The organism is Methylobacterium sp. WL116 (assembly GCF_008039455.1).
Classification (GTDB): domain Bacteria; phylum Pseudomonadota; class Alphaproteobacteria; order Rhizobiales; family Beijerinckiaceae; genus Methylobacterium.
The window spans coordinates 1-16,879 of record NZ_VRUV01000015.1; the positions used below are offsets into that span (position 1 = coordinate 1).

General features: G+C 69.5%; 16 protein-coding genes. 7 read left to right on the forward strand and 9 right to left on the reverse strand.

Annotated features, from left to right (window positions below; translation table 11 throughout):
- The first annotated feature begins 664 nt into the window (after positions 1-664).
- Together FV223_RS02955 and FV223_RS02960 are read left to right on the forward strand one after the other, a co-directional pair.
- Entirely contained in the window at positions 665-1,549 is an 885-nt protein-coding gene (locus FV223_RS02955) for a DNA/RNA non-specific endonuclease (RefSeq protein WP_243937805.1), read from the forward strand.
- A gap of 9 nt (positions 1,550-1,558) precedes the next feature.
- Positions 1,559-1,834 (forward strand): hypothetical protein, encoded by a 276-nt coding sequence (locus FV223_RS02960; RefSeq protein WP_147725392.1) that lies wholly within the window; start codon positions 1,559-1,561, stop codon positions 1,832-1,834.
- A gap of 21 nt (positions 1,835-1,855) precedes the next feature.
- On the opposite strand, the gene FV223_RS02965 is transcribed toward FV223_RS02960, so the two are convergent.
- Both FV223_RS02965 and FV223_RS02970 read right to left on the reverse strand, forming a co-directional pair.
- Positions 1,856-2,104, reverse strand: coding sequence for a hypothetical protein (locus tag FV223_RS02965; RefSeq protein ID WP_147725393.1), 249 nt, complete (start codon positions 2,102-2,104; stop codon positions 1,856-1,858).
- A gap of 139 nt (positions 2,105-2,243) precedes the next feature.
- A complete protein-coding gene (locus tag FV223_RS02970) occupies positions 2,244-2,459 on the reverse strand; it encodes a hypothetical protein (RefSeq protein WP_147725394.1) in 216 nt (71 codons plus the stop codon).
- 178 nt (positions 2,460-2,637) lie between these two features.
- Between FV223_RS02970 and FV223_RS02975 the strand changes: the two genes are divergently transcribed.
- The 3 genes from FV223_RS02975 (at position 2,638) to eda (ending at position 6,368) form a co-directional block, all read left to right on the forward strand.
- Positions 2,638-3,747, forward strand: coding sequence for a type II asparaginase (locus FV223_RS02975; RefSeq protein ID WP_147725395.1), 1,110 nt, complete (start codon positions 2,638-2,640; stop codon positions 3,745-3,747).
- Between the two features lie 160 nt (positions 3,748-3,907).
- Positions 3,908-5,731 carry a phosphogluconate dehydratase gene (gene edd / locus FV223_RS02980; RefSeq protein ID WP_147725396.1) on the forward strand — a complete coding sequence of 608 codons (1,824 nt, stop codon included), beginning with the start codon at positions 3,908-3,910 and terminating at the stop codon, positions 5,729-5,731.
- A gap of 22 nt (positions 5,732-5,753) precedes the next feature.
- The gene (gene eda / locus FV223_RS02985; RefSeq protein ID WP_147725397.1) at positions 5,754-6,368 is read left to right on the forward strand and encodes a bifunctional 4-hydroxy-2-oxoglutarate aldolase/2-dehydro-3-deoxy-phosphogluconate aldolase; all 615 of its coding nucleotides are present in this window, start codon (positions 5,754-5,756) and stop codon (positions 6,366-6,368) included.
- 80 nt (positions 6,369-6,448) lie between these two features.
- Here the strand turns inward: eda and FV223_RS02990 are convergent, their stop codons facing one another.
- The 3 genes from FV223_RS02990 to FV223_RS03000 form a co-directional block, all read right to left on the reverse strand.
- Positions 6,449-6,748, reverse strand: a complete 300-nt coding sequence (locus FV223_RS02990) for a hypothetical protein (RefSeq protein WP_147725398.1) — start codon at positions 6,746-6,748, stop codon at positions 6,449-6,451.
- A gap of 174 nt (positions 6,749-6,922) precedes the next feature.
- Positions 6,923-9,037, reverse strand: coding sequence for an ABC transporter ATP-binding protein/permease (locus FV223_RS02995; RefSeq protein ID WP_147725399.1), 2,115 nt, complete (start codon positions 9,035-9,037; stop codon positions 6,923-6,925).
- A 129-nt stretch (positions 9,038-9,166) separates the two neighbouring features.
- Complete coding sequence (locus FV223_RS03000) at positions 9,167-9,460, reverse strand: hypothetical protein (RefSeq protein WP_147725400.1); 294 nt, start codon at positions 9,458-9,460, stop codon at positions 9,167-9,169.
- A 348-nt stretch (positions 9,461-9,808) separates the two neighbouring features.
- Between FV223_RS03000 and FV223_RS03005 the strand changes: the two genes are divergently transcribed.
- Entirely contained in the window at positions 9,809-10,462 is a 654-nt protein-coding gene (locus tag FV223_RS03005) for a peptidase inhibitor family I36 protein (RefSeq protein ID WP_246686518.1), read from the forward strand.
- Between the two features lie 328 nt (positions 10,463-10,790).
- Here FV223_RS03005 and groL read toward each other — a convergent pair whose 3' ends face one another.
- Positions 10,791-12,443, reverse strand: a complete 1,653-nt coding sequence (gene groL, locus FV223_RS03010; protein ID WP_147725401.1) for a chaperonin GroEL — start codon at positions 12,441-12,443, stop codon at positions 10,791-10,793.
- Between the two features lie 83 nt (positions 12,444-12,526).
- Positions 12,527-12,814 (reverse strand): co-chaperone GroES, encoded by a 288-nt coding sequence (gene groES / locus FV223_RS03015; protein ID WP_055886789.1) that lies wholly within the window; start codon positions 12,812-12,814, stop codon positions 12,527-12,529.
- Positions 12,815-13,024: 210 nt separating this feature from the next.
- Here groES and FV223_RS03020 point away from each other — a divergent pair, with 210 nt between their 5' ends.
- Complete coding sequence (locus FV223_RS03020) at positions 13,025-14,026, forward strand: magnesium transporter CorA family protein (protein WP_147725402.1); 1,002 nt, start codon at positions 13,025-13,027, stop codon at positions 14,024-14,026.
- 9 nt (positions 14,027-14,035) lie between these two features.
- Here FV223_RS03020 and FV223_RS03025 read toward each other — a convergent pair whose 3' ends face one another.
- The gene (locus tag FV223_RS03025) at positions 14,036-14,389 is read right to left on the reverse strand and encodes a DUF559 domain-containing protein (RefSeq protein ID WP_147725403.1); all 354 of its coding nucleotides are present in this window, start codon (positions 14,387-14,389) and stop codon (positions 14,036-14,038) included.
- Positions 14,390-14,606: 217 nt separating this feature from the next.
- Complete coding sequence (glyS, locus tag FV223_RS03030) at positions 14,607-16,817, reverse strand: glycine--tRNA ligase subunit beta (protein ID WP_147725404.1); 2,211 nt, start codon at positions 16,815-16,817, stop codon at positions 14,607-14,609.
- Positions 16,818-16,879 lie beyond the last annotated feature (62 nt).

Below are 16,879 nucleotides of genomic sequence, written 5' to 3' on the forward strand. Positions count from 1 at the left end.
GACCGCCCGTCACCGACACGGCCTCGATCATCTCCGAGCGAACCGCGTCCGCCACCGCCCGGAGATCGCTCTCCGGAAGCAACCGCAACGCGGACGTCTCGGACAAACCGTCCAAAATCGAGGGGGCGTTTTCTTGAGGTGTCAATGAACCACTCGCTCGCTTATGACGTCCGGCCCGAAAGGCATCCGTGGCAGGCCGCGTCGATCCGAGGCGACCGGCACGCGGTCCGCCTCTCGTGTGACGACGGGGTCGTTCCGACCACGCCTCGACCGAATTCGCCGTCGCCCGCTCGCGGGAACGTTGGTACGGCCGCTGTCATGATAGTGCCAATTACGGACCTTGTGGGATCCGATCAATGTTTCATCCCTCTCTTTTCCCGGTTTCGTGCCTTCGCTGCCACATGAGGCCCGCGTCGCTCCGCATTGTGCTGCCCGGAATCCTGACCATTCTCACCACCGTCTTCAGCACCGGAGCCGAGGCCGATCCCCGCCCGGTCGACGGGGACTTCACGTTCGCGTGTGCCTATCTCGGGGATTGCCCGCCGCGGACCGTGCCGGGTGGGCCCGACCGAGACGTGCGCCCGTTCGAGGGGACGCTCGGGCGGCCGTGCGCGTGGCGCGAGCGCCCGACGCCGTCGGGCCCGCGAAGGGTCCGCACGTGCTCCTGAAGCTGGCTCGCCTCGCCGCCGTCGTCCTCCTGCTCGGATGCGGCGCGGCGCGGTCGTCGGACGCCTGCCCGGCGCTGTTCGCCGACGGCCGAGCGCCGGAGCTGACCAACCCGAAGCTCGCCCCCAGGACGCTGGCCCTGTGCTTCGATGCCTACGCGGTGCTGCATTCCGGCGTGGCGCGAACGCCGCTCTACGCCGCGGAGCACCTGACGCGAGCGAGCGTCGCGGCGGCGCGGCTGGTGGAGCGGATCGACGCCTTCCACGACGAGGACCGCGTCCCGCCGGACGACCGCGCGCGGCTCGACGACTACGTCCGCAGCGGCTTCGACCGCGGCCACCTCGCGCCGGCCGGCGACATGCCGACCGGCGAGGCGCAGGCGCAATCCTTCAGCCTCGCCAACATCGTGCCGCAGGATCGCGTGCTGAACCGGAGCCTGTGGGCCGCGATCGAGGAGAGCACCCGCCGGCTCGCGACCCGGCGCGGGCAGCTCTTCGTCGTGACCGGGCCGGTCTACGCGGGCGACGAGCTCGCCTCGATCAACGGCCGGGTGCTGGTGCCGACGCAGATGTTCAAGGCGATCTACGATCCGGTGGCCGGGGAGGGCGGTGCCTGGCTCGCGCCGAACGACGGCAGCGGGACCTTCCAGTCGGTGTCCCTCGCTGCGCTCCGCACCATCGCCGGGATCGACGCCTTCCCGTCGCTGCCGCCGGGCCAGAAGGCCTCGGCGATGACCCTACCGGAGCCGCGCGCCTATTCCCGCGACGACATCGCCAACCATCGTCCCCGCGGACGGGAGCAGACCTGGCAGGACTGGCTCGGCCACGAGGCCGTGCGCGCGCTGCACCGTGCGCTGCGGCAACTGCTCCGCGCGATCTTCTGAGGATCAGCCATGAAGAAATCCAAGGACGGCGAGGCCGCCTTCGAGCCCTTCGCCGACGGGGCCGCGGTGAGGACCATCGGGGCGCTCGCGTTCGAGAACGGCCCGGAGACGATCGCGCTCCACGGCTCCCTCGACCTGACGCGGGACGCGGCGGGCCTAGCCCAGGCGCGTGCGCTCAAGGCCACGGTCGACGCGATCGTCGCGTCGCTCGAGGCGGCGGACCTGCCGGGCAGGGTCGCCGAATCGGCGACGGAACCGACCATCGGGAAGAACCCTTTCGCCTGACGGCGACGGCGATCCGCTCGCTCAGGCGATCCGCACGCTCGTCAGCGCCTCGGCAGCGCGACGGACCTCGGCGGCGATCAGCTCCTCGCTCGCCCCGTCGATCGGCATGTCTGCCAGGAGCACCGCGACGTCGCGCTTCACATCCTCTCGAACCTCGGGGTCCTCCTCCGACAGGCGCCCGATCAGCACGCCCATCACGATCTCCATCGCCAGCATCTTCGCGTAGAGGCGGGAGACGGCGTCGAGGGGCTCGTCGTCGGGTTCGGACATGGGGTTCCTGACTGTTGTGGATCGCGGTGGCACGAAGGCCCGGCAGTGCCGCGCCGTGCGCGTGATCGGCCGGAGCGGGACCGCCGCGCAAGCCTCGCCGGAGATCAACCCCTCGGTCTCGCCGGACGAGACCCGATCGTCACGGGGCCTGCGTGGTGGGAGAGGGACCCGCCTCCGTCGCTTGCGGCTCGGCGCCCGGCGCCTTGCGCGACACGTAGTACAGGTCGATCGCACGCCAGAAGGCGCCCTGCTCGTCCGACGTGCGACGCGCGAGCGCCGCGTCGAGAAGCGACATCGCTGCACGGGCGGGCGCGTTGCCCTTCACGTCTTCCAGAAGGCTGGCGAAGGTCAGCATGGGGGCGCCTCTCCCGGACGAATGCTTCGAGGAAACGCTCAAGCTCGCGGAACGATCCGGCATGACGGTTCGGCGAGGGCGACGCTTCGGCGAGCGGCTTCGTTCTTGCCTCGTAGGACGGCCGGCCTACCATGCGGCCGGCACGCCGCGCCGCGGCGGTCATGACGAAGGATTGTCGATGCTGTCTGTCAGATCCAGCCGGTGTGCCGCGGTCGCGGCCGTTCTCCTGGCGAGCCTGTCGCTGCCGGGGGCGGCGATCGCGCGCGAGATGCCCGACGCGGCGGTCGAGGCGAAGGTCGGCAAGCCCAACGTGGTGATCCTGGCCACCGGCGGCACCATCGCCGGCGCCGGCGCGGATGCCGCCAACAGCGCGACCTACCAGGCGGCCAAGGTCGGCGTCGAGAAGCTGATCGCGGCGGTGCCGCAGATGTCGGCCATCGCCAACGTCCGCGGCGAGCAGGTCTTCCAGATCGCCTCCGAGAGCTTCACCGACGCGCAGCTGGTGCAGCTGGCCAAGCGCGTCTCGCAGCTCGTCAAGCAGAGCGACGTGGACGGCGTGGTCGTCACCCACGGCACGGACACGTTGGAGGAGACGTCGCTGTTCCTCAACCTCGTGGTGAAGACCGACAAGCCGATCGTCGTCGTCGGCTCGATGCGCCCGTCCACCGCCATCTCCGCCGACGGCGCGCTCAACCTGCTCGACGCGGTCGCGGTCGCCGGCAGCAAGGAGGCGATCGGCAAGGGCGTGACGGTGACGATGAACGACCAGATCCAGTCCGGTCGCGACGCCACCAAGCGCACCAACATCGTGCCGAGCGCGTTCTTCAGCCAGTGGGGCTCGCTCGGCATGGTGGTCGAGGGCAAGACCTACTTCTTCCGCAGCCTCGACAAGCGCCACGGCACCAGCTCCGAGTTCGACATCGACACGATCGACAGCCTGCCGCTGGTGGCGATCGTCTACGGCTCGGGCAACATGTTCCCCGGCGCCTACAAGGCCGCGGTCGATGCCGGCGCCAAGGCGATCGTCAATGCCGGCACCGGAAACGGCTCGGTGCCGGGCTATCTCGTCGACACGCTGAAGGACATCCGCGCCAAGGGCACGCTGATCATCCGCTCGTCGCGGGTGCCCGACGGGTTCGTGCTGCGCAACGCCGAGCAGCCCGACGACACCTACGATTGGGTCGTCGCGCACGACCTGAACCCGCAGAAGGCGAAGATCCTCGCGGCGGTCGCGCTGACCAAGACCAGCGACACCAAGGAACTTCAGCGGATCTTCTGGCAGTACTGAGGCTCGACGCTCCGGCTTCCCCTGCCGTCTTGCCCGTCGCCGCCATCTTACGGTCGGGCAGCGGGCCTAGACGTTCGCATCACGGTCGGCTCACCCGAGCCCGACCACGGACAGGACGGTCTCGGAGCGCTTCGGCTCCGAGCCGTCGAGAGGGCATGCGATGACAGAGATTCATCCGGTGGTCGCGGCGGTGACGGCCCGCATCGTCGAGCGCTCGCGCGACTCGCGGGCCGCCTATCTCGACCTCATCCGGCGCGAGCGGGATTCGGGCGTGCACCGGCCGACGCTGGCCTGCGGCAACCTCGCCCACGGCTTCGCGGCCTCCGGCGAGGACAAGGCCGCGATCCGCTCCGGCCGCGCGATGAACATCGGCATCGTCACCGCCTACAACGACATGCTGTCGGCGCATCAGCCCTACGGACGCTACCCCGAGCAGATCAAGCTGTTTGCCCGCGAGGTCGGCGCGACGGCGCAGGTTGCGGGCGGCACGCCGGCGATGTGCGACGGCGTCACCCAAGGCCAGCGCGGCATGGAGCTGTCGCTGTTCTCGCGCGACGCCATCGCCCTGTCGGCGGCGGTCGCGCTCAGCCACGGCATGTTCGACGGGGCAGCCCTGCTCGGCATCTGCGACAAGATCGTGCCGGGCCTGATCATCGGCGCGCTGCGCTTCGGCCACCTGCCGACGATCCTGATCCCGGCCGGGCCGATGCCGACGGGGATCGCCAACAAGGAGAAGCAGCGCATCCGCCAGCTCTATGCCGAGGGCAAGGTCGGGCGCGAGGAGCTGCTGGAATCGGAATCCGCCTCCTATCACGGGGCCGGCACCTGCACGTTCTACGGCACCGCGAATTCCAATCAGATGATGATGGACGTGATGGGCCTGCACATGCCCGGCGCCTCGTTCATCAATCCGGGCACCAAGCTGCGACAGGCCGTGACCCGCGCCGCGATCCACCGGCTGTCGGAGATCGGCGCGTCGGGCAACGACTACCGGCCGCTCGGGCGCTGCATCGACGAGAAGGCGATCGTCAACGCGGTGGTCGGGCTGCTCGCCACCGGCGGCTCGACCAACCACGCGATCCACCTGCCGGCGATGGCGCGTGCCGCCGGCATCGTTCTCGACTGGGAGGATTTCGACCGGCTGTCCGGTGTGGTGCCGCTGATCGCCCGGGTCTATCCGAACGGCTCCGGCGACGTGAACCACTTCCACGCCGCCGGCGGGATGAGCTTCGTGATGGCGAGCCTGATCGACGCCGGCCTGCTGCACGACGACATCCTCACCGTGTCCGGTTCGCGCCTGCGCGACCACGCCCGCGACCCGAAGCTGTCGGGCGACGCGCTGACCTTTGAGGAGGCGGTGCCCGAGAGCCTCGACGACACGATGCTGCGCAAGCCCGCCGCGCCGTTCCAGGCCGATGGCGGGATGCGCCTGGTGAAGGGAAACCTCGGCCGCGCCACCTTCAAGACCAGCGCCGTGGACGAGCACCGTCGCACGATCGAGGCGCCGGCCCGCGTCTTCGACGACCAGGACGACGTGCTGAAGGCGTTCAAGGCGGGCGAGCTCGAGCGCGATGTCGTCGTTGTGGTTCGCTTCCAGGGCCCCCGCGCCAACGGGATGCCGGAACTGCACAAGCTCACGCCGCAGCTCGGCGTGCTGCAGGACCGCGGCCACAAGGTCGCCCTGGTCACGGACGGCCGGATGTCAGGTGCGTCGGGCAAGGTGCCGGCGGCGATCCATCTCAGCCCGGAGGCGCTCGGCGGCGGCCTCATCGCGAAGATCCGCGATGGCGACATCGTGCGGCTCAGCGCGGAGGAAGGGCTGCTGCAGGTGCTCGTCGACGACGCGGAACTCGCCGCCCGCGACGAGGCTGCGGCGCCGCCGCCGGCCACCGGGACCGGGCGGGAGCTGTTCGCCTTCATGCGCCACGGCGCCGACGGGGCCGAGCAGGGCGCCTCGGCGATGCTCGCGGCCGCCGGCCTCTGATCACGAAACGGGAGATCCAACCATGACCGGCATCGACGCGCTGATGCGCTCCGTCCCCGTGATCCCCGTCCTCGTGATCGAGGACATCGAGTATGCCGAGCCGATCGCCCGAGCCCTGGTGGAGGGCGGCCTGACCGCGCTCGAGGTCACGCTCCGCACGCCGGCCGCCCTCGGAGTGATCCGCGCGATGTCGCGGGTGGAGGGCGCGGTGGTGGGGGCGGGAACGGTCCTCAACGATCGCGACCTCGACGCGGCGATCGAAGCCGGCGCGACGTTCATCGTCAGCCCCGGCCTCACCGCGCCGCTCACCGAGGCGGCGTTGAAGCGCGGCATCCCCTACCTGCCGGGGGTGGCGAATGCCGCCGACATCATGCGCGGGCTCGACCACGGGCTCGACCGGTTCAAATTCTTCCCGGCGGAAGCGTCCGGCGGGATCAAGGCGCTGAAGGCGCTGGCCGCCCCGTTCGGGCAGGTCCGGTTCTGCCCGACCGGCGGCATCTCCGAGGCGACGGCGCCGGACTGGCTCGCGCTCGACGCCGTTCTCTGCGTCGGCGGAAGCTGGGTCGTGAAGCCCGGCGCGCCGGACGTGGACGCGATCCGCAAGGCCGCCCTGGCGGCGACCGGCCTGCGGCGCTAGGCGCACGAAAACGCCCGCCCCGGTTTCCCGGAGCGGGCGCAACGTCTCGGATCGGATCGATGCCGATCCGCTAAACTGAATCAGCAATCGTTCTTGGCAGCCTGCGCGGCGGTCGGGTTGCCCTTGTCCTGAGCGTTGACGTCCGCCGGCGAGGTGGCTCCGGCGGCGGAACCGGCCTTGTTCATCGCGCCGACGGTGCCGGGCGACTCGCCCTTGGCGCCGGGGCTGGTGTTGGCGGTGGCCTTCGGATCGACCGTCGAGGCCTTGCTGGCGTCCTTGTCGGGGGTGACGGTGGTTCCGGTCGAGCACGGCGCGGCGAACGCGGCCGACGACATCAGAACGAGGGCGGCGGCACCGGCGAAAGTGGTGATCTTGGTCATGCGTTTCTCCGCAGTTTCTTGAGGCGGGTATCAAACGTCAGGACTGCCGGAGGGTTCCTTTATTATTTCAACCTGGCAATGCGGACGGGTGAACCCTCCCGCATTGCTGTACGGCGACTTCGAGCGACGACGATGAGCCGTCTAACGGCGGTGTCTTACGTTTTGCAGCCGGGACTATTCCGCTGGCGCGACGGCGCGAAACTCGCGCGGGCTGAACCGGCCGTCCCCCGTGCTCTGCATGTCGACCCGGCGCTGATGGTGCTCGTGCAGGGTCGAGCGATGGCCGATCGAGACGATCGTGGTGTTGGGCAGGGTCTCGCGCAGCATCTGGTAGATGCCGGCCTCGCTCGGCTCATCGAGGGCGGCGGTGGATTCGTCGAGGAACAGCCATTCGGGCTTGGCCAGCACCGCGCGGGCGATCGCCAGGCGCTGCTGCTCGCCGCCGGACAGGCGCTGGTCCCAGGCGTCGACCTCGTCCAGGCGATCGACCAGAGCCGGCAGTTGCGCCGCGACCAGCGCCTCGCGGATCGCCGCGTCCGGAAACTGGTCGGTGGTGTTCGGGTAGCACACGGCACCGCGCAGCGTGCCGAGGGGAATGTAGGGCCGCTGCGGCAGCACCAGGGCCGATTGGCCGGCGGGCACGTCGATCCGGCCCTTGCCGAACGGCCAGATCCCGGCGATCGCGCGGAACAGGGTCGACTTGCCGGAGCCCGAGGGGCCGGTGACGAGCGTCGACGCGCCCTTCGTCATCGCAAGGCTGTCGGCGGTGACGATCGTCCGCCCGTCGGGCAGGGCGAGCGTCAGTCCGGTCGCGGTCACGTCGGACCCGGTGGCGTTGCCGTGGCCGAGCCCGTCGGAGGCGGCGGAATAGGCCTCGGCCAGCGTCATCGCGCGCTTGAACGAGGCGAGACGGTTGGTGTTGGCCTTGTAGGCCGCGATCGTGACGTAGGAGTTGATGAAGAACGACAACGACGACTGCACGCTGGAGAAGGCGTCGCCGGTCTGCTGGAACTGTCCGAGGGTGATCTTCTTGAGGAAGTAGCTCGGCGCGGCGAGGATGTAGGGAAACACCACGCTGATCTGGCTGTAGGACAGCGTGAAGCTGCCGAGCTTGATCCGCCGGTAGATGATGCCGAGGTAGTTGTCGATGATCTCGCCGAACAGGCTCTTCAGCCTGACGTTCTCCGCGCGCTCGCCGCGCAGGAGCGCGATCTGCTCGGAGTAGATTCGCGAGCGGGCGAGCGAGAAGCGGAAGTCGGCCTCGACCTTCTCCTGCCGGAAGTCGAGCCCGATCAGCGGGCGTCCGATCAGGTGCGTCAGCCAGGTGCCGACCAGCGCGTAGCCGACGACGAGCCAGACCAGGAAGCCCGGGACCACGGTGTCGGTGAACGGCAAGACGAAATCGCGCGACAGGCCCCACAAGATGACCATGAACGAGACCAGGGTCGCCGCCTGTGACAGCAGGCGGATCGAGAGCGTCGTCGTCTGCGAGATGAACAGGTTGACGTCACTCTGGATGCGCTGGTCCGGGTTGTCCGCGTGCTCGCCGGTGAAGGGGATGCGGTAATGCGTGCCGCCGTCGAGCCACCGCTCGTAGAAGCTCCGGGTCAGCCAGGTCCGCCAGCGCAGGTGGAGCGACGCGTCGACGAAGGTGTCGAACATGCCGACCACGACCCAGATCGTGGCGAGCGGGGCGAAGATCCAGACGAGCTGGTACCAGAACGCGTCGGCATTGTACTCCTGCAGCGCATTGAACAGGTCGCGGAACCAGAAGTTCAGGCGCAGCTGCAGCGCCACCTGGGCGAAGGTGATGAAGATCGACAGCGCCACCAGCCGCTGCCCGACCTTGCCCTCGGTGTTGCCGAAGAAGCGGAACGGGCCGATCTCCCGGGTCGGCGCCTCGCGGCTGGCGAAGTACGGATCGGCGATCAGGGTGATCGCGCGGATCGGCTTCAGGTAGGAGATCGCCAGGACCAACCCGCCGAACACCACGGCGCCCGTGGCCGCGAAGTCCGGCGGGAGCAGGGCGGCGAGCGTCGGCGGCAGCGCTCCCATCGCGGCCAGCGTCTTGCCGCCGGCGAGCACGAGGTAGCCGATCCCGTAGACCGAGACGAAGACCTTCAGGTAGGCGGAGAGGTTGGCCGAGGCGAGCAGGATGCCGGCCATGGCGAAGCCCGCGAGCGAGACGTAGAGCGGCGGGGCGGGGACGCCGGGTGCCGCCAGCAGCGCGAGGGCGGCGAGCGCCGTGAGGACGGCCTGCAGGCCGAGCCCGCTTCGAAGTGCGGCCACGCGCGTCTCCCGGAAATCTTGGCGATCGGCTCCGTTCGCGAAGCCCTTCCCGGCGGCAGTGACCGCGGGTCGTGGCGAGATCGTGGCACCGGCCCGGGCGCGACGCTCAACCGCGCGTGAGCCGGCCGCCTACCAGTTCCATTCCTCGAAGCCCGGCTCGCGACAGCGATAGCCGATCGGGCATTGCGGGTTGTCGCGGGTGGGCACGAGGCGAAGCTCGGCGATTTCGGACAGGTCGCAGAAGCTGCGGTCGCGCACGATGCGCTCGGGCTGCGCGCCGCCGACCGCGATCGTCACGTCGCCGCCGCGCTTGACCATCTCCATCGCGTCCGCGCAGGCGATGCGCGGTGTCGCCTGCCGCGTCTGCGCCGAGGCCGGCCCCGACACGAGGGCGATCACAAGAGCCGTGGCGAAGCATCTCATCGCTGGGAATCGGGCGCCTCGTTGGCTCGCCCTGAAGGGAGCGGCGCGCGAGCATGGCAGTGAATTGGCGCACCCGCCATTGCACCGATGCAACGCCGGAAGTGTCGCGTCGAAGACCCACCTGCGATCCGTCGCCGCCGCAGCGCCGTATTCGCGCGTTTAGGGATTTCGCGCCGCGCAAGACTTGTTAAGATTTCGTCGCCCGCGGTGCGCAGTCTGCGAATCGCTGGATCTTCGAGGCGGCGTCCCGGCGGACCTTCGGCATCTCCATCGCTCCCGCGTCGCGACGGACGGGCGCACGGAAGATTTCGGCGTCGGATGCGTGCGGCCCACGAAGGGGAGGGCGGGATGACGATGGCGGCGGGGCTCGAGGCGTACCCGACGGAACAGAGCAGCGGAGCGGGCCGTCCCGTTTCGAAGCGCTGGGTCGCGCTGTTCGTCGCGCTCGCCGCCGGCTGGGGCACCCTGTTCGGGTACAGCGTGACGTTCCTCAGCGAAGATCTCCCGTTCAGGCCGGCCGCCGCCGCCCCGCCGGAGGTGCCCGCCTTCGGCTTCCCCCCCTTGCCGCAAACCATCGCGGTCGCGGCCGCGACGCCGGTGCCCGAGGTACAGGTGCCGCGCGTCGTCGAAGCGCCGGCTCCGGTCGTCGCGGCGGTCTCGGCACCGGCCGCTGCTCCGGTGCCCGCACCGCCGCCGCGCGTGGAGCGCGCCGAGTACGTCGGAACCTGGGGGCCGACCGAGGCCGCCTGCGGCAAGCGCTCGCGCCGACGCGGCTACATCCCCGCGACGATCACGCCCGAGCGCGCCAGTGCCGGGCGGACGATCTGCAGCTTCCACGACGGCCGACGCGTCGGGAACGCCTGGACCATGGCCGCGGACTGCGCCGAGCGCGGCCGGCGCTGGTCCTCCCAGGTCCGCCTCGTCGTCGACGGCGACCGCCTGACCTGGACGAGCGGCAAGGGCACCGCATCCTACGTCCGCTGCGGAAAGCGGGCGGGCTGACACGGCGCGTCGTCGATCGCTCCTGTCGTCCTTTTCGCAGAATCGCCGCCGCGGCTCTCGTCGACTTCCCGGTTGAAAGGCTTGAAGCGCGTCGCGTCAGAGCCTCCCGCTCAGGATGTCCGCGGGAGGCCGCGCGCGCGCGGCCAATGGTCGAGACAGATCTGCTGCAGGCTTCCCCGAAGCCGCCCGAGCCCCCTCGTCGTCCAAGCGTCCGCTCGCCGATCGTTTCACAGCGTCGGGAAGACGGCGCCGACCCAGGCCCAAGCGCAACGAAAAAAGGGGCCGCCTCGCGGCGACCCCCTTCCGACGTTGCAATGGTGGCTCGGACTTAGAAGTCCATCCCGCCGCCCATGCCGCCCATGCCGCCGCCGCCGCCCATGGGGGCGCCGCTGTCCTTCTTCGGAGAGTCGGCGATCATGGCTTCGGTGGTGACGAGCAGGCCGGCGACCGAGGCCGCGTCCTGCAGCGCGGTGCGCACGACCTTGGCCGGGTCGATGATGCCGGCCTGGATCATGTCGACGTACTCTTCCGTCTGGGCGTTGAAGCCGTAGGACTCGGAGCTGGTGTTATCGGTGATCTTGCCGACGACGATGGAGCCCTCGACGCCAGAGTTCTGGGCGATCTGACGGATCGGGGCCTCGAGCGCCTTCAGCACGATCTTGATGCCGGCCTGGACGTCGGGGTTGTCGCTCGAGAGGGCGGCGACCGCCTTCTTGGCGCGGAGCAGGGCGGTGCCGCCGCCGGGGACGATGCCCTCTTCCACCGCAGCGCGGGTGGCGTTGAGCGCGTCGTCGACGCGGTCCTTCTTCTCCTTGACCTCGACCTCGGTCGCGCCGCCGACGCGGATGACCGCGACGCCGCCGGCGAGCTTGGCCAGGCGCTCCTGGAGCTTCTCACGGTCGTAGTCCGAGGTGGTCTCCTCGATCTGCGCCTTGATCTGCCCAACGCGCGCCTCGATGTCGGCCTTCTCGCCCGAACCGTCGATGATCGTCGTGGTCTCCTTCTCGATGCGGATCCGCTTGGCGCGGCCGAGCATCGGCAGGGTGACGTTCTCGAGCTTGATGCCGAGATCCTCGGCGATCATCTGGCCCTGCGTGAGGATCGCGATGTCCTCAAGCATCGCCTTGCGGCGATCGCCGAAGCCCGGCGCCTTCACGGCCGCGACCTTCAGGCCGCCGCGCAGCTTGTTGACCACGAGGGTGGCGAGCGCCTCGCCCTCGATGTCCTCGGCGATGATGACCAGCGGCTTGCCGGTCTGCACCACGGCCTCGAGCACCGGCAGCATCGCCTGGAGCGACGACAGCTTCTTCTCGTGGATGAGGATGTAGGGGTCCTCGAGCTCGGCGACCATCTTCTCCGCGTTCGTGATGAAGTACGGGGACAGGTAGCCGCGGTCGAACTGCATGCCCTCGACGACGTCGAGCTCGGTCTCAGCGGTCTTGGCCTCCTCGACGGTGATGACACCCTCGTTGCCGACCTTCTGCATCGCGTGGGCGATCATCTCGCCGATTTCCTTGTCGCCGTTCGACGAGATCGTGCCGACCTGGGCGACCTCCTCGGACGAGGCGACCTTCTTGGAGCGCGCGATGATGTCCTTGACCGCGGCGGCCGTGGCGAGGTCGATGCCGCGCTTCAGGTCCATCGGGTTCATGCCGGCGGCGACGTACTTGGCGCCTTCGCGGACGATCGCCTGGGCGAGCACGGTCGCGGTGGTGGTGCCGTCACCGGCGATGTCGTTGGTCTTCGAGGCCACTTCGCGCACCATCTGGGCGCCCATGTTCTCGAACTTGTCGGAGAGCTCGATCTCCTTGGCGACGGTGACGCCGTCCTTGGTGATGCGCGGCGCGCCGAAGCTCTTCTCGATCACGACGTTGCGGCCCTTCGGGCCGAGCGTCACCTTGACGGCATCCGCGAGGATGTCGACGCCGCGGAGCATCTTGTCGCGCGCGTCGGAGGAGAAACGAACGTCTTTCGCTGCCATGTGCAGGATTCCTTTTCGTTGGTGGAAAAGCCCCAAGACCCGGGCGGGCCTCGAAGGGCGATTACGTCAGGTGTCCGAAGACCTCAGGCGACGACGCCCATGATGTCGGATTCCTTCATGATCAGGAGATCCTGACCGTCGATCTTGACCTCGGTGCCCGACCACTTGCCGAACAGGACGCGGTCGCCGGCCTTGACGTCGAGCGCGTTGATGCGGCCGGCCTCGTCGCGGGCGCCCGGGCCGACGGCGACGATCTCGCCTTCCTGCGGCTTCTCCTTGGCGGTGTCGGGGATGATGATGCCGCCCTTGGTCTTCTCTTCGCCTTCGATGCGGCGGACGACGACCCGGTCGTGCAGCGGACGGAACTTCATGAGCTGCCCTCTTGTTTGAATTCGCAAATCGGCGTTGATGCCGCGGAGACCCGCGTCCAACCCTGGCCGTTAGCACTCGTGGAAGATGAGTGCCAAGGCTGCGGGCGAGATAGCGGCGGCCCCTTAGCGAGTCAAGTCTGTCGCACCCCGCGGCGGCCGTCGCGCGCCGGGTTTCTCCCCTCATCACAAGCGCCGACGGAATTCCTTTTCATGCTCAGCCTGCACGGCCCCGAGGGCGCGCTCGCGCCGAGCGACACCGGCGGCCGCGCGGCCGTCCCGACCCAGACCGTGTGGATCGACCTCAACGATCCGACCCCCGAGGAGGCCCGGGCGGTGGAGGAGGCCACCGGCATCCGCGTGCCCTCGCGCAAGGCGCTGTCCGAGGTCGAGAGCTCCAGCCGCCTGCGCCGGCTGAAGAACGGCCTGTCCCTCTCGACGCCGATGGTGACCTTCGAGAGCACCGACTCGCTGCTCAAGCCGCTCGGCTTCGTCCTGACGCCGGACCACCTCGTCACCGTGCGCTTCCACGAGCTCCGCGCCTTCACCGAGGTGCGCAAGCGGATCGACGAGGGGGAGGTCGCCAAGACCGGGATCGAGGTCTTCCTGCTGCTGATGGAGGAGCTGGTCGACAGCCTCGCCGATGCGCTCGAGGACATGGGCGCCGAGCTCGACGGCCTCTCGACGCGGATCTTCGACTTCGACGTGCGCGCCCGACCGTCGAAATCCGACGAGAAGGCTCCGCCGCGCCGCCGCGACCTGGCGCTGAAACGCATCCTGCGGGGCATCGCCCGCCGCGGGAAGGTGCTCGGCAAGATCCGGGCGAGCCTGCTCGGCCTCGAGCGCATCGTGCCCTTCGTCGCCGGAGCCTGCGAGCAGGTGCTGGCCCAGGAGGAGACCGATGCGCGCTTCGAGACGATCCGCCGGGACATCGAATCCCTCGACGAGTTCGAGACCCGGCTCTCGGAGAACGTCCAGTTCCTCCTCGACGCGGCCTTGGGCCTGATCAACATCGAGCAGAACAACGTCTTCCGCGTCCTCACCGTCGTCTCGGTGGTCGGCGTCCCGCCGACGCTGATCGCCTCGATGTACGGGATGAACTTCAAGCACATGCCCGAGCTGGATTGGGCCTACGGCTACCCCTACGCGTTCAGCCTGATCCTCGCGAGCGCGATCATCCCGATCGTGGTGTTCCGTATCAAGGGTTGGTTCTGAGGCGGCGCGTCAGAGGACATCGCGCCGCTCGATCACGGCGAGGATCGTCTCGCGGACGCCGTCGAGGTTTTCGTCGATCTCGGCGTTGGCGATGCGGACGACCTCGAACCCGCATCGTCCGAGCCATTCGGTCCGATCGGCATCGGACGCGATCGCGGCCTGCGATCTATGCGTCGCACCCACGACCTCGACGACGCGCTTCGCCTCGATGCAGGCGAAATCGACGACGTAGCGATCGATCGGCCATTGCCGCCGGAACTTGCGCCCGTTCAGCTGCCGATTGCGGAGGACGCGCCAGAGCCGTGCCTCCGCACCGGTCTCCGCCGCCCGCAAATTCGTCGCACGCTGCGTCGGGTTCGGCATGCCATGACCTGACCTCACACGCCGACGCGACCTTGCGGATGCGCGACGCACTCCCTTTCCCGTTCGGGAGAGGGTTGGGGTGAGGGGACAGGTTCATCCGGAGAAGTCGCAACCCTCACCCTGTCCCTCTCCCGGACGGGAGAGGGGACCCGCGCTTCCCCCTATAGGAAGTGTAGATCGTCCTGCCCTTCTCCCCCTGGGAGAAGGGACCCGCGGTTCACCCCACGATCGCTGAGAAGTCTGCGACTTCGCGGGTTGCGGCGCGCAGCGCATTGAGGAGGGCGAGGCGGTTCTCGCGAAGCGCCGCGTCGTCGGCGTTGACGGTGACGTGCTCGAAGAAGGCGTCCACCGGGGCGCGCAGGTGCGAGAGCGCCCGCATCGCGCCGGCAAAATCCTCCTTCGCGACCGCCGCCGAGGCCTCGGCCCGCGCCGTCGCCAAAGCCTCGGCCAGCGCCCGCTCCTCGGGCTGGCCGGCGTCGGCGAGCACGGCATCGGGCTCGGCATCGTAGGCGCGGCCGTCTTTCTTTTCCTCGATGCGCAGGATGTTCGAGGCGCGCTTGACGCCGGCGAGCAGGTTCCTGCCGTCCTCGGTGTCGAGGAAGGCGCCGAGCGCCTCGACCCGGCGGACCACCATCAGCAGGTCGTCCTGGCCGGGCAGCGCGAAGACCGCATCGATCAGGTCGTGGCGGGCGCCCTTGTCGCGCAGGTAGACCTTGAGGCGATCGGCGAAGAAGGCCAGCAGGTCGGCGACGCGCTGGGCCGACGGGCTTCGGTCGGCCTCGCCTTCGGTCTCGACGATTGCTGAGAAATGGAAGCCGGCCGAGCCGAGATCGTCCTCGCGGATGCTTGCGGGCTCGGCGGAGGCGGCCGGCGCGCCACGGGTTTCCGCGATGGCGAACTGTCGGTTGGCGACGCTCGAAAGCGGCAGCCGCAGGGACCGCTCCAGCGTGGTCCGGATCACCCCCAAAGCCGCCCGCCGCAGCGCGTACGGGTCCTTGCTCCCGGTGGGCTTCTCGTCGATCGCCCAGAAGCCCACCAGCGTGTCGAGCTTGTCGGCGAGCGCCACCGCCACCGAGACCGGATCGGTCGGCACGCGGTCGCTCGGCCCGACCGGCTTGTAGTGCTCCTCGATCGCGGCACAGACGCTCGGGTTCTCGCCCTGGAGCGCGGCGTAGCGGGCGCCCATCAAGCCCTGCAGCTCGGGAAACTCGCCGACCATCTCGGTGACAAGGTCCGCCTTGGCGAGCCGCGCGGCGCGCTCGGCGAGGTCGGCATCGGCGCCGACGAGGGAGGCAAGCTCACGCGCGAGCGCCGCGATGCGCTGCACCCGCTCGCCCTGCGTCCCGAGCTTTTCGTGGAACACGATGGTGTCGAGCTTCGGCAGGCGGTCCGCGAGGCGGATCGCCTTGTCGGTCTCCCAGAAGAATTTCGCGTCCGAGAGCCGGGCGCGGACCACGCGCTCGTTGCCCGCGGTGATCGCGGCGCCGCCGTCCGTGGCGACGAGGTTCGAGACCAGGATGAAGGCCGGTGCCAGCGCGCCGCCGGCGTCGCGCACGACGAAGCATTTCTGGTTGGCGCGGATGGTGGCGCGCACCGCCTCGCCCGGGATGTCGAGGAAGCTTTGGTCGAAGGTCCCCATCAGCACCACCGGCCATTCGACGAGGCCTGCGACCTCCTCCAGCAGGCCCTCGTCCTCCACGAGCTCGAGGCCGCGGGCGAAGGCGAGGTCGCGGGCGTCGTGCAGGATGATGTCCTTGCGGCGATCCGCATCGAGCACGACCTTGGCGCGCTCCAGGCTCCGGACGTAGTCGTCGAAGCGACGGACCTCGATCGCGCCGGGCGCCAGGAAGCGGTGGCCGTAGGTGGTGGTGCCCGACGTGATGCCGCCGAGCTCGAACGGCACCAGGTCCGGCGTCTCGGTCTCCGGGCCGAAGGTCGCGACGATCGATTGCAGCGGGCGCACCCAGCGCAGGGCGCCCGCCTGCGCCGAGGCCGCCCCCCAGCGCATGGATTTCGGCCAGGGGAAGCTCTTGATGATCGCCGGCAGGATCTCGGCCAGCACGTCCAGCGTCTCGCGGCCGGGCTTTTCGATCACCGCGAGGTAGAACTCGCCCTTCTTCGGGTCGATAATCGTCCGCGCCTGGTCGAGGCTCGTCAGCCCGGCGCCGCGCAGGAAGCCCTGCACCGCGGCGTCCGGCGCGCCGACCTTCGGTCCGCGCCGCTCCTCGCGCAAGGCCTCGCCGCGCGCGGGCAAGCCGGCGACGTGGAGCGCCAACCGGCGCGGTGTCGCTAAGGCCTTCGCGCCGTCGTAGAGGAAGCCGCGCTCGACCAGCGCGTCGGTGACGAGCTTCTTCAGGTCCTCGGCCGCGCGCCGCTGCATGCGGGCCGGGATTTCTTCGGAGCGGAGTTCGAGCAGCAAATCGGGCATGGCCGCGGGAATAGACGCCCGCTCCGCGTCCGTCGAGACGGAGCATGCGGAGAGGCGCGGGA

What these genes read in the sequence shown, in the direction of transcription:
- FV223_RS02970 (WP_147725394.1), bottom strand. Translation starts at nt 2,459, where the DNA reads ATGCTGACCTTCGCCAGCCTTCTGGAAGACGTGAAGGGCAACGCGCCC.
- edd (WP_147725396.1), top strand. Translation starts at nt 3,908, where the DNA reads ATGACAGAGATTCATCCGGTGGTCGCGGCGGTGACGGCCCGCATCGTC.
- FV223_RS03000 (WP_147725400.1), bottom strand. Translation starts at nt 9,460, where the DNA reads ATGAGATGCTTCGCCACGGCTCTTGTGATCGCCCTCGTGTCGGGGCCG.
- FV223_RS03005 (WP_246686518.1), top strand. Translation starts at nt 9,809, where the DNA reads ATGACGATGGCGGCGGGGCTCGAGGCGTACCCGACGGAACAGAGCAGC.
- groES (WP_055886789.1), bottom strand. Translation starts at nt 12,814, where the DNA reads ATGAAGTTCCGTCCGCTGCACGACCGGGTCGTCGTCCGCCGCATCGAA.
- eda (WP_147725397.1), top strand. Translation starts at nt 5,754, where the DNA reads ATGACCGGCATCGACGCGCTGATGCGCTCCGTCCCCGTGATCCCCGTC.
- groL (WP_147725401.1), bottom strand. Translation starts at nt 12,443, where the DNA reads ATGGCAGCGAAAGACGTTCGTTTCTCCTCCGACGCGCGCGACAAGATG.
- glyS (WP_147725404.1), bottom strand. Translation starts at nt 16,817, where the DNA reads ATGCCCGATTTGCTGCTCGAACTCCGCTCCGAAGAAATCCCGGCCCGC.
- FV223_RS02965 (WP_147725393.1), bottom strand. Translation starts at nt 2,104, where the DNA reads ATGTCCGAACCCGACGACGAGCCCCTCGACGCCGTCTCCCGCCTCTAC.
- FV223_RS03025 (WP_147725403.1), bottom strand. Translation starts at nt 14,389, where the DNA reads ATGCCGAACCCGACGCAGCGTGCGACGAATTTGCGGGCGGCGGAGACC.
- FV223_RS03020 (WP_147725402.1), top strand. Translation starts at nt 13,025, where the DNA reads ATGCTCAGCCTGCACGGCCCCGAGGGCGCGCTCGCGCCGAGCGACACC.
- FV223_RS02990 (WP_147725398.1), bottom strand. Translation starts at nt 6,748, where the DNA reads ATGACCAAGATCACCACTTTCGCCGGTGCCGCCGCCCTCGTTCTGATG.
- FV223_RS02975 (WP_147725395.1), top strand. Translation starts at nt 2,638, where the DNA reads ATGCTGTCTGTCAGATCCAGCCGGTGTGCCGCGGTCGCGGCCGTTCTC.
- FV223_RS02960 (WP_147725392.1), top strand. Translation starts at nt 1,559, where the DNA reads ATGAAGAAATCCAAGGACGGCGAGGCCGCCTTCGAGCCCTTCGCCGAC.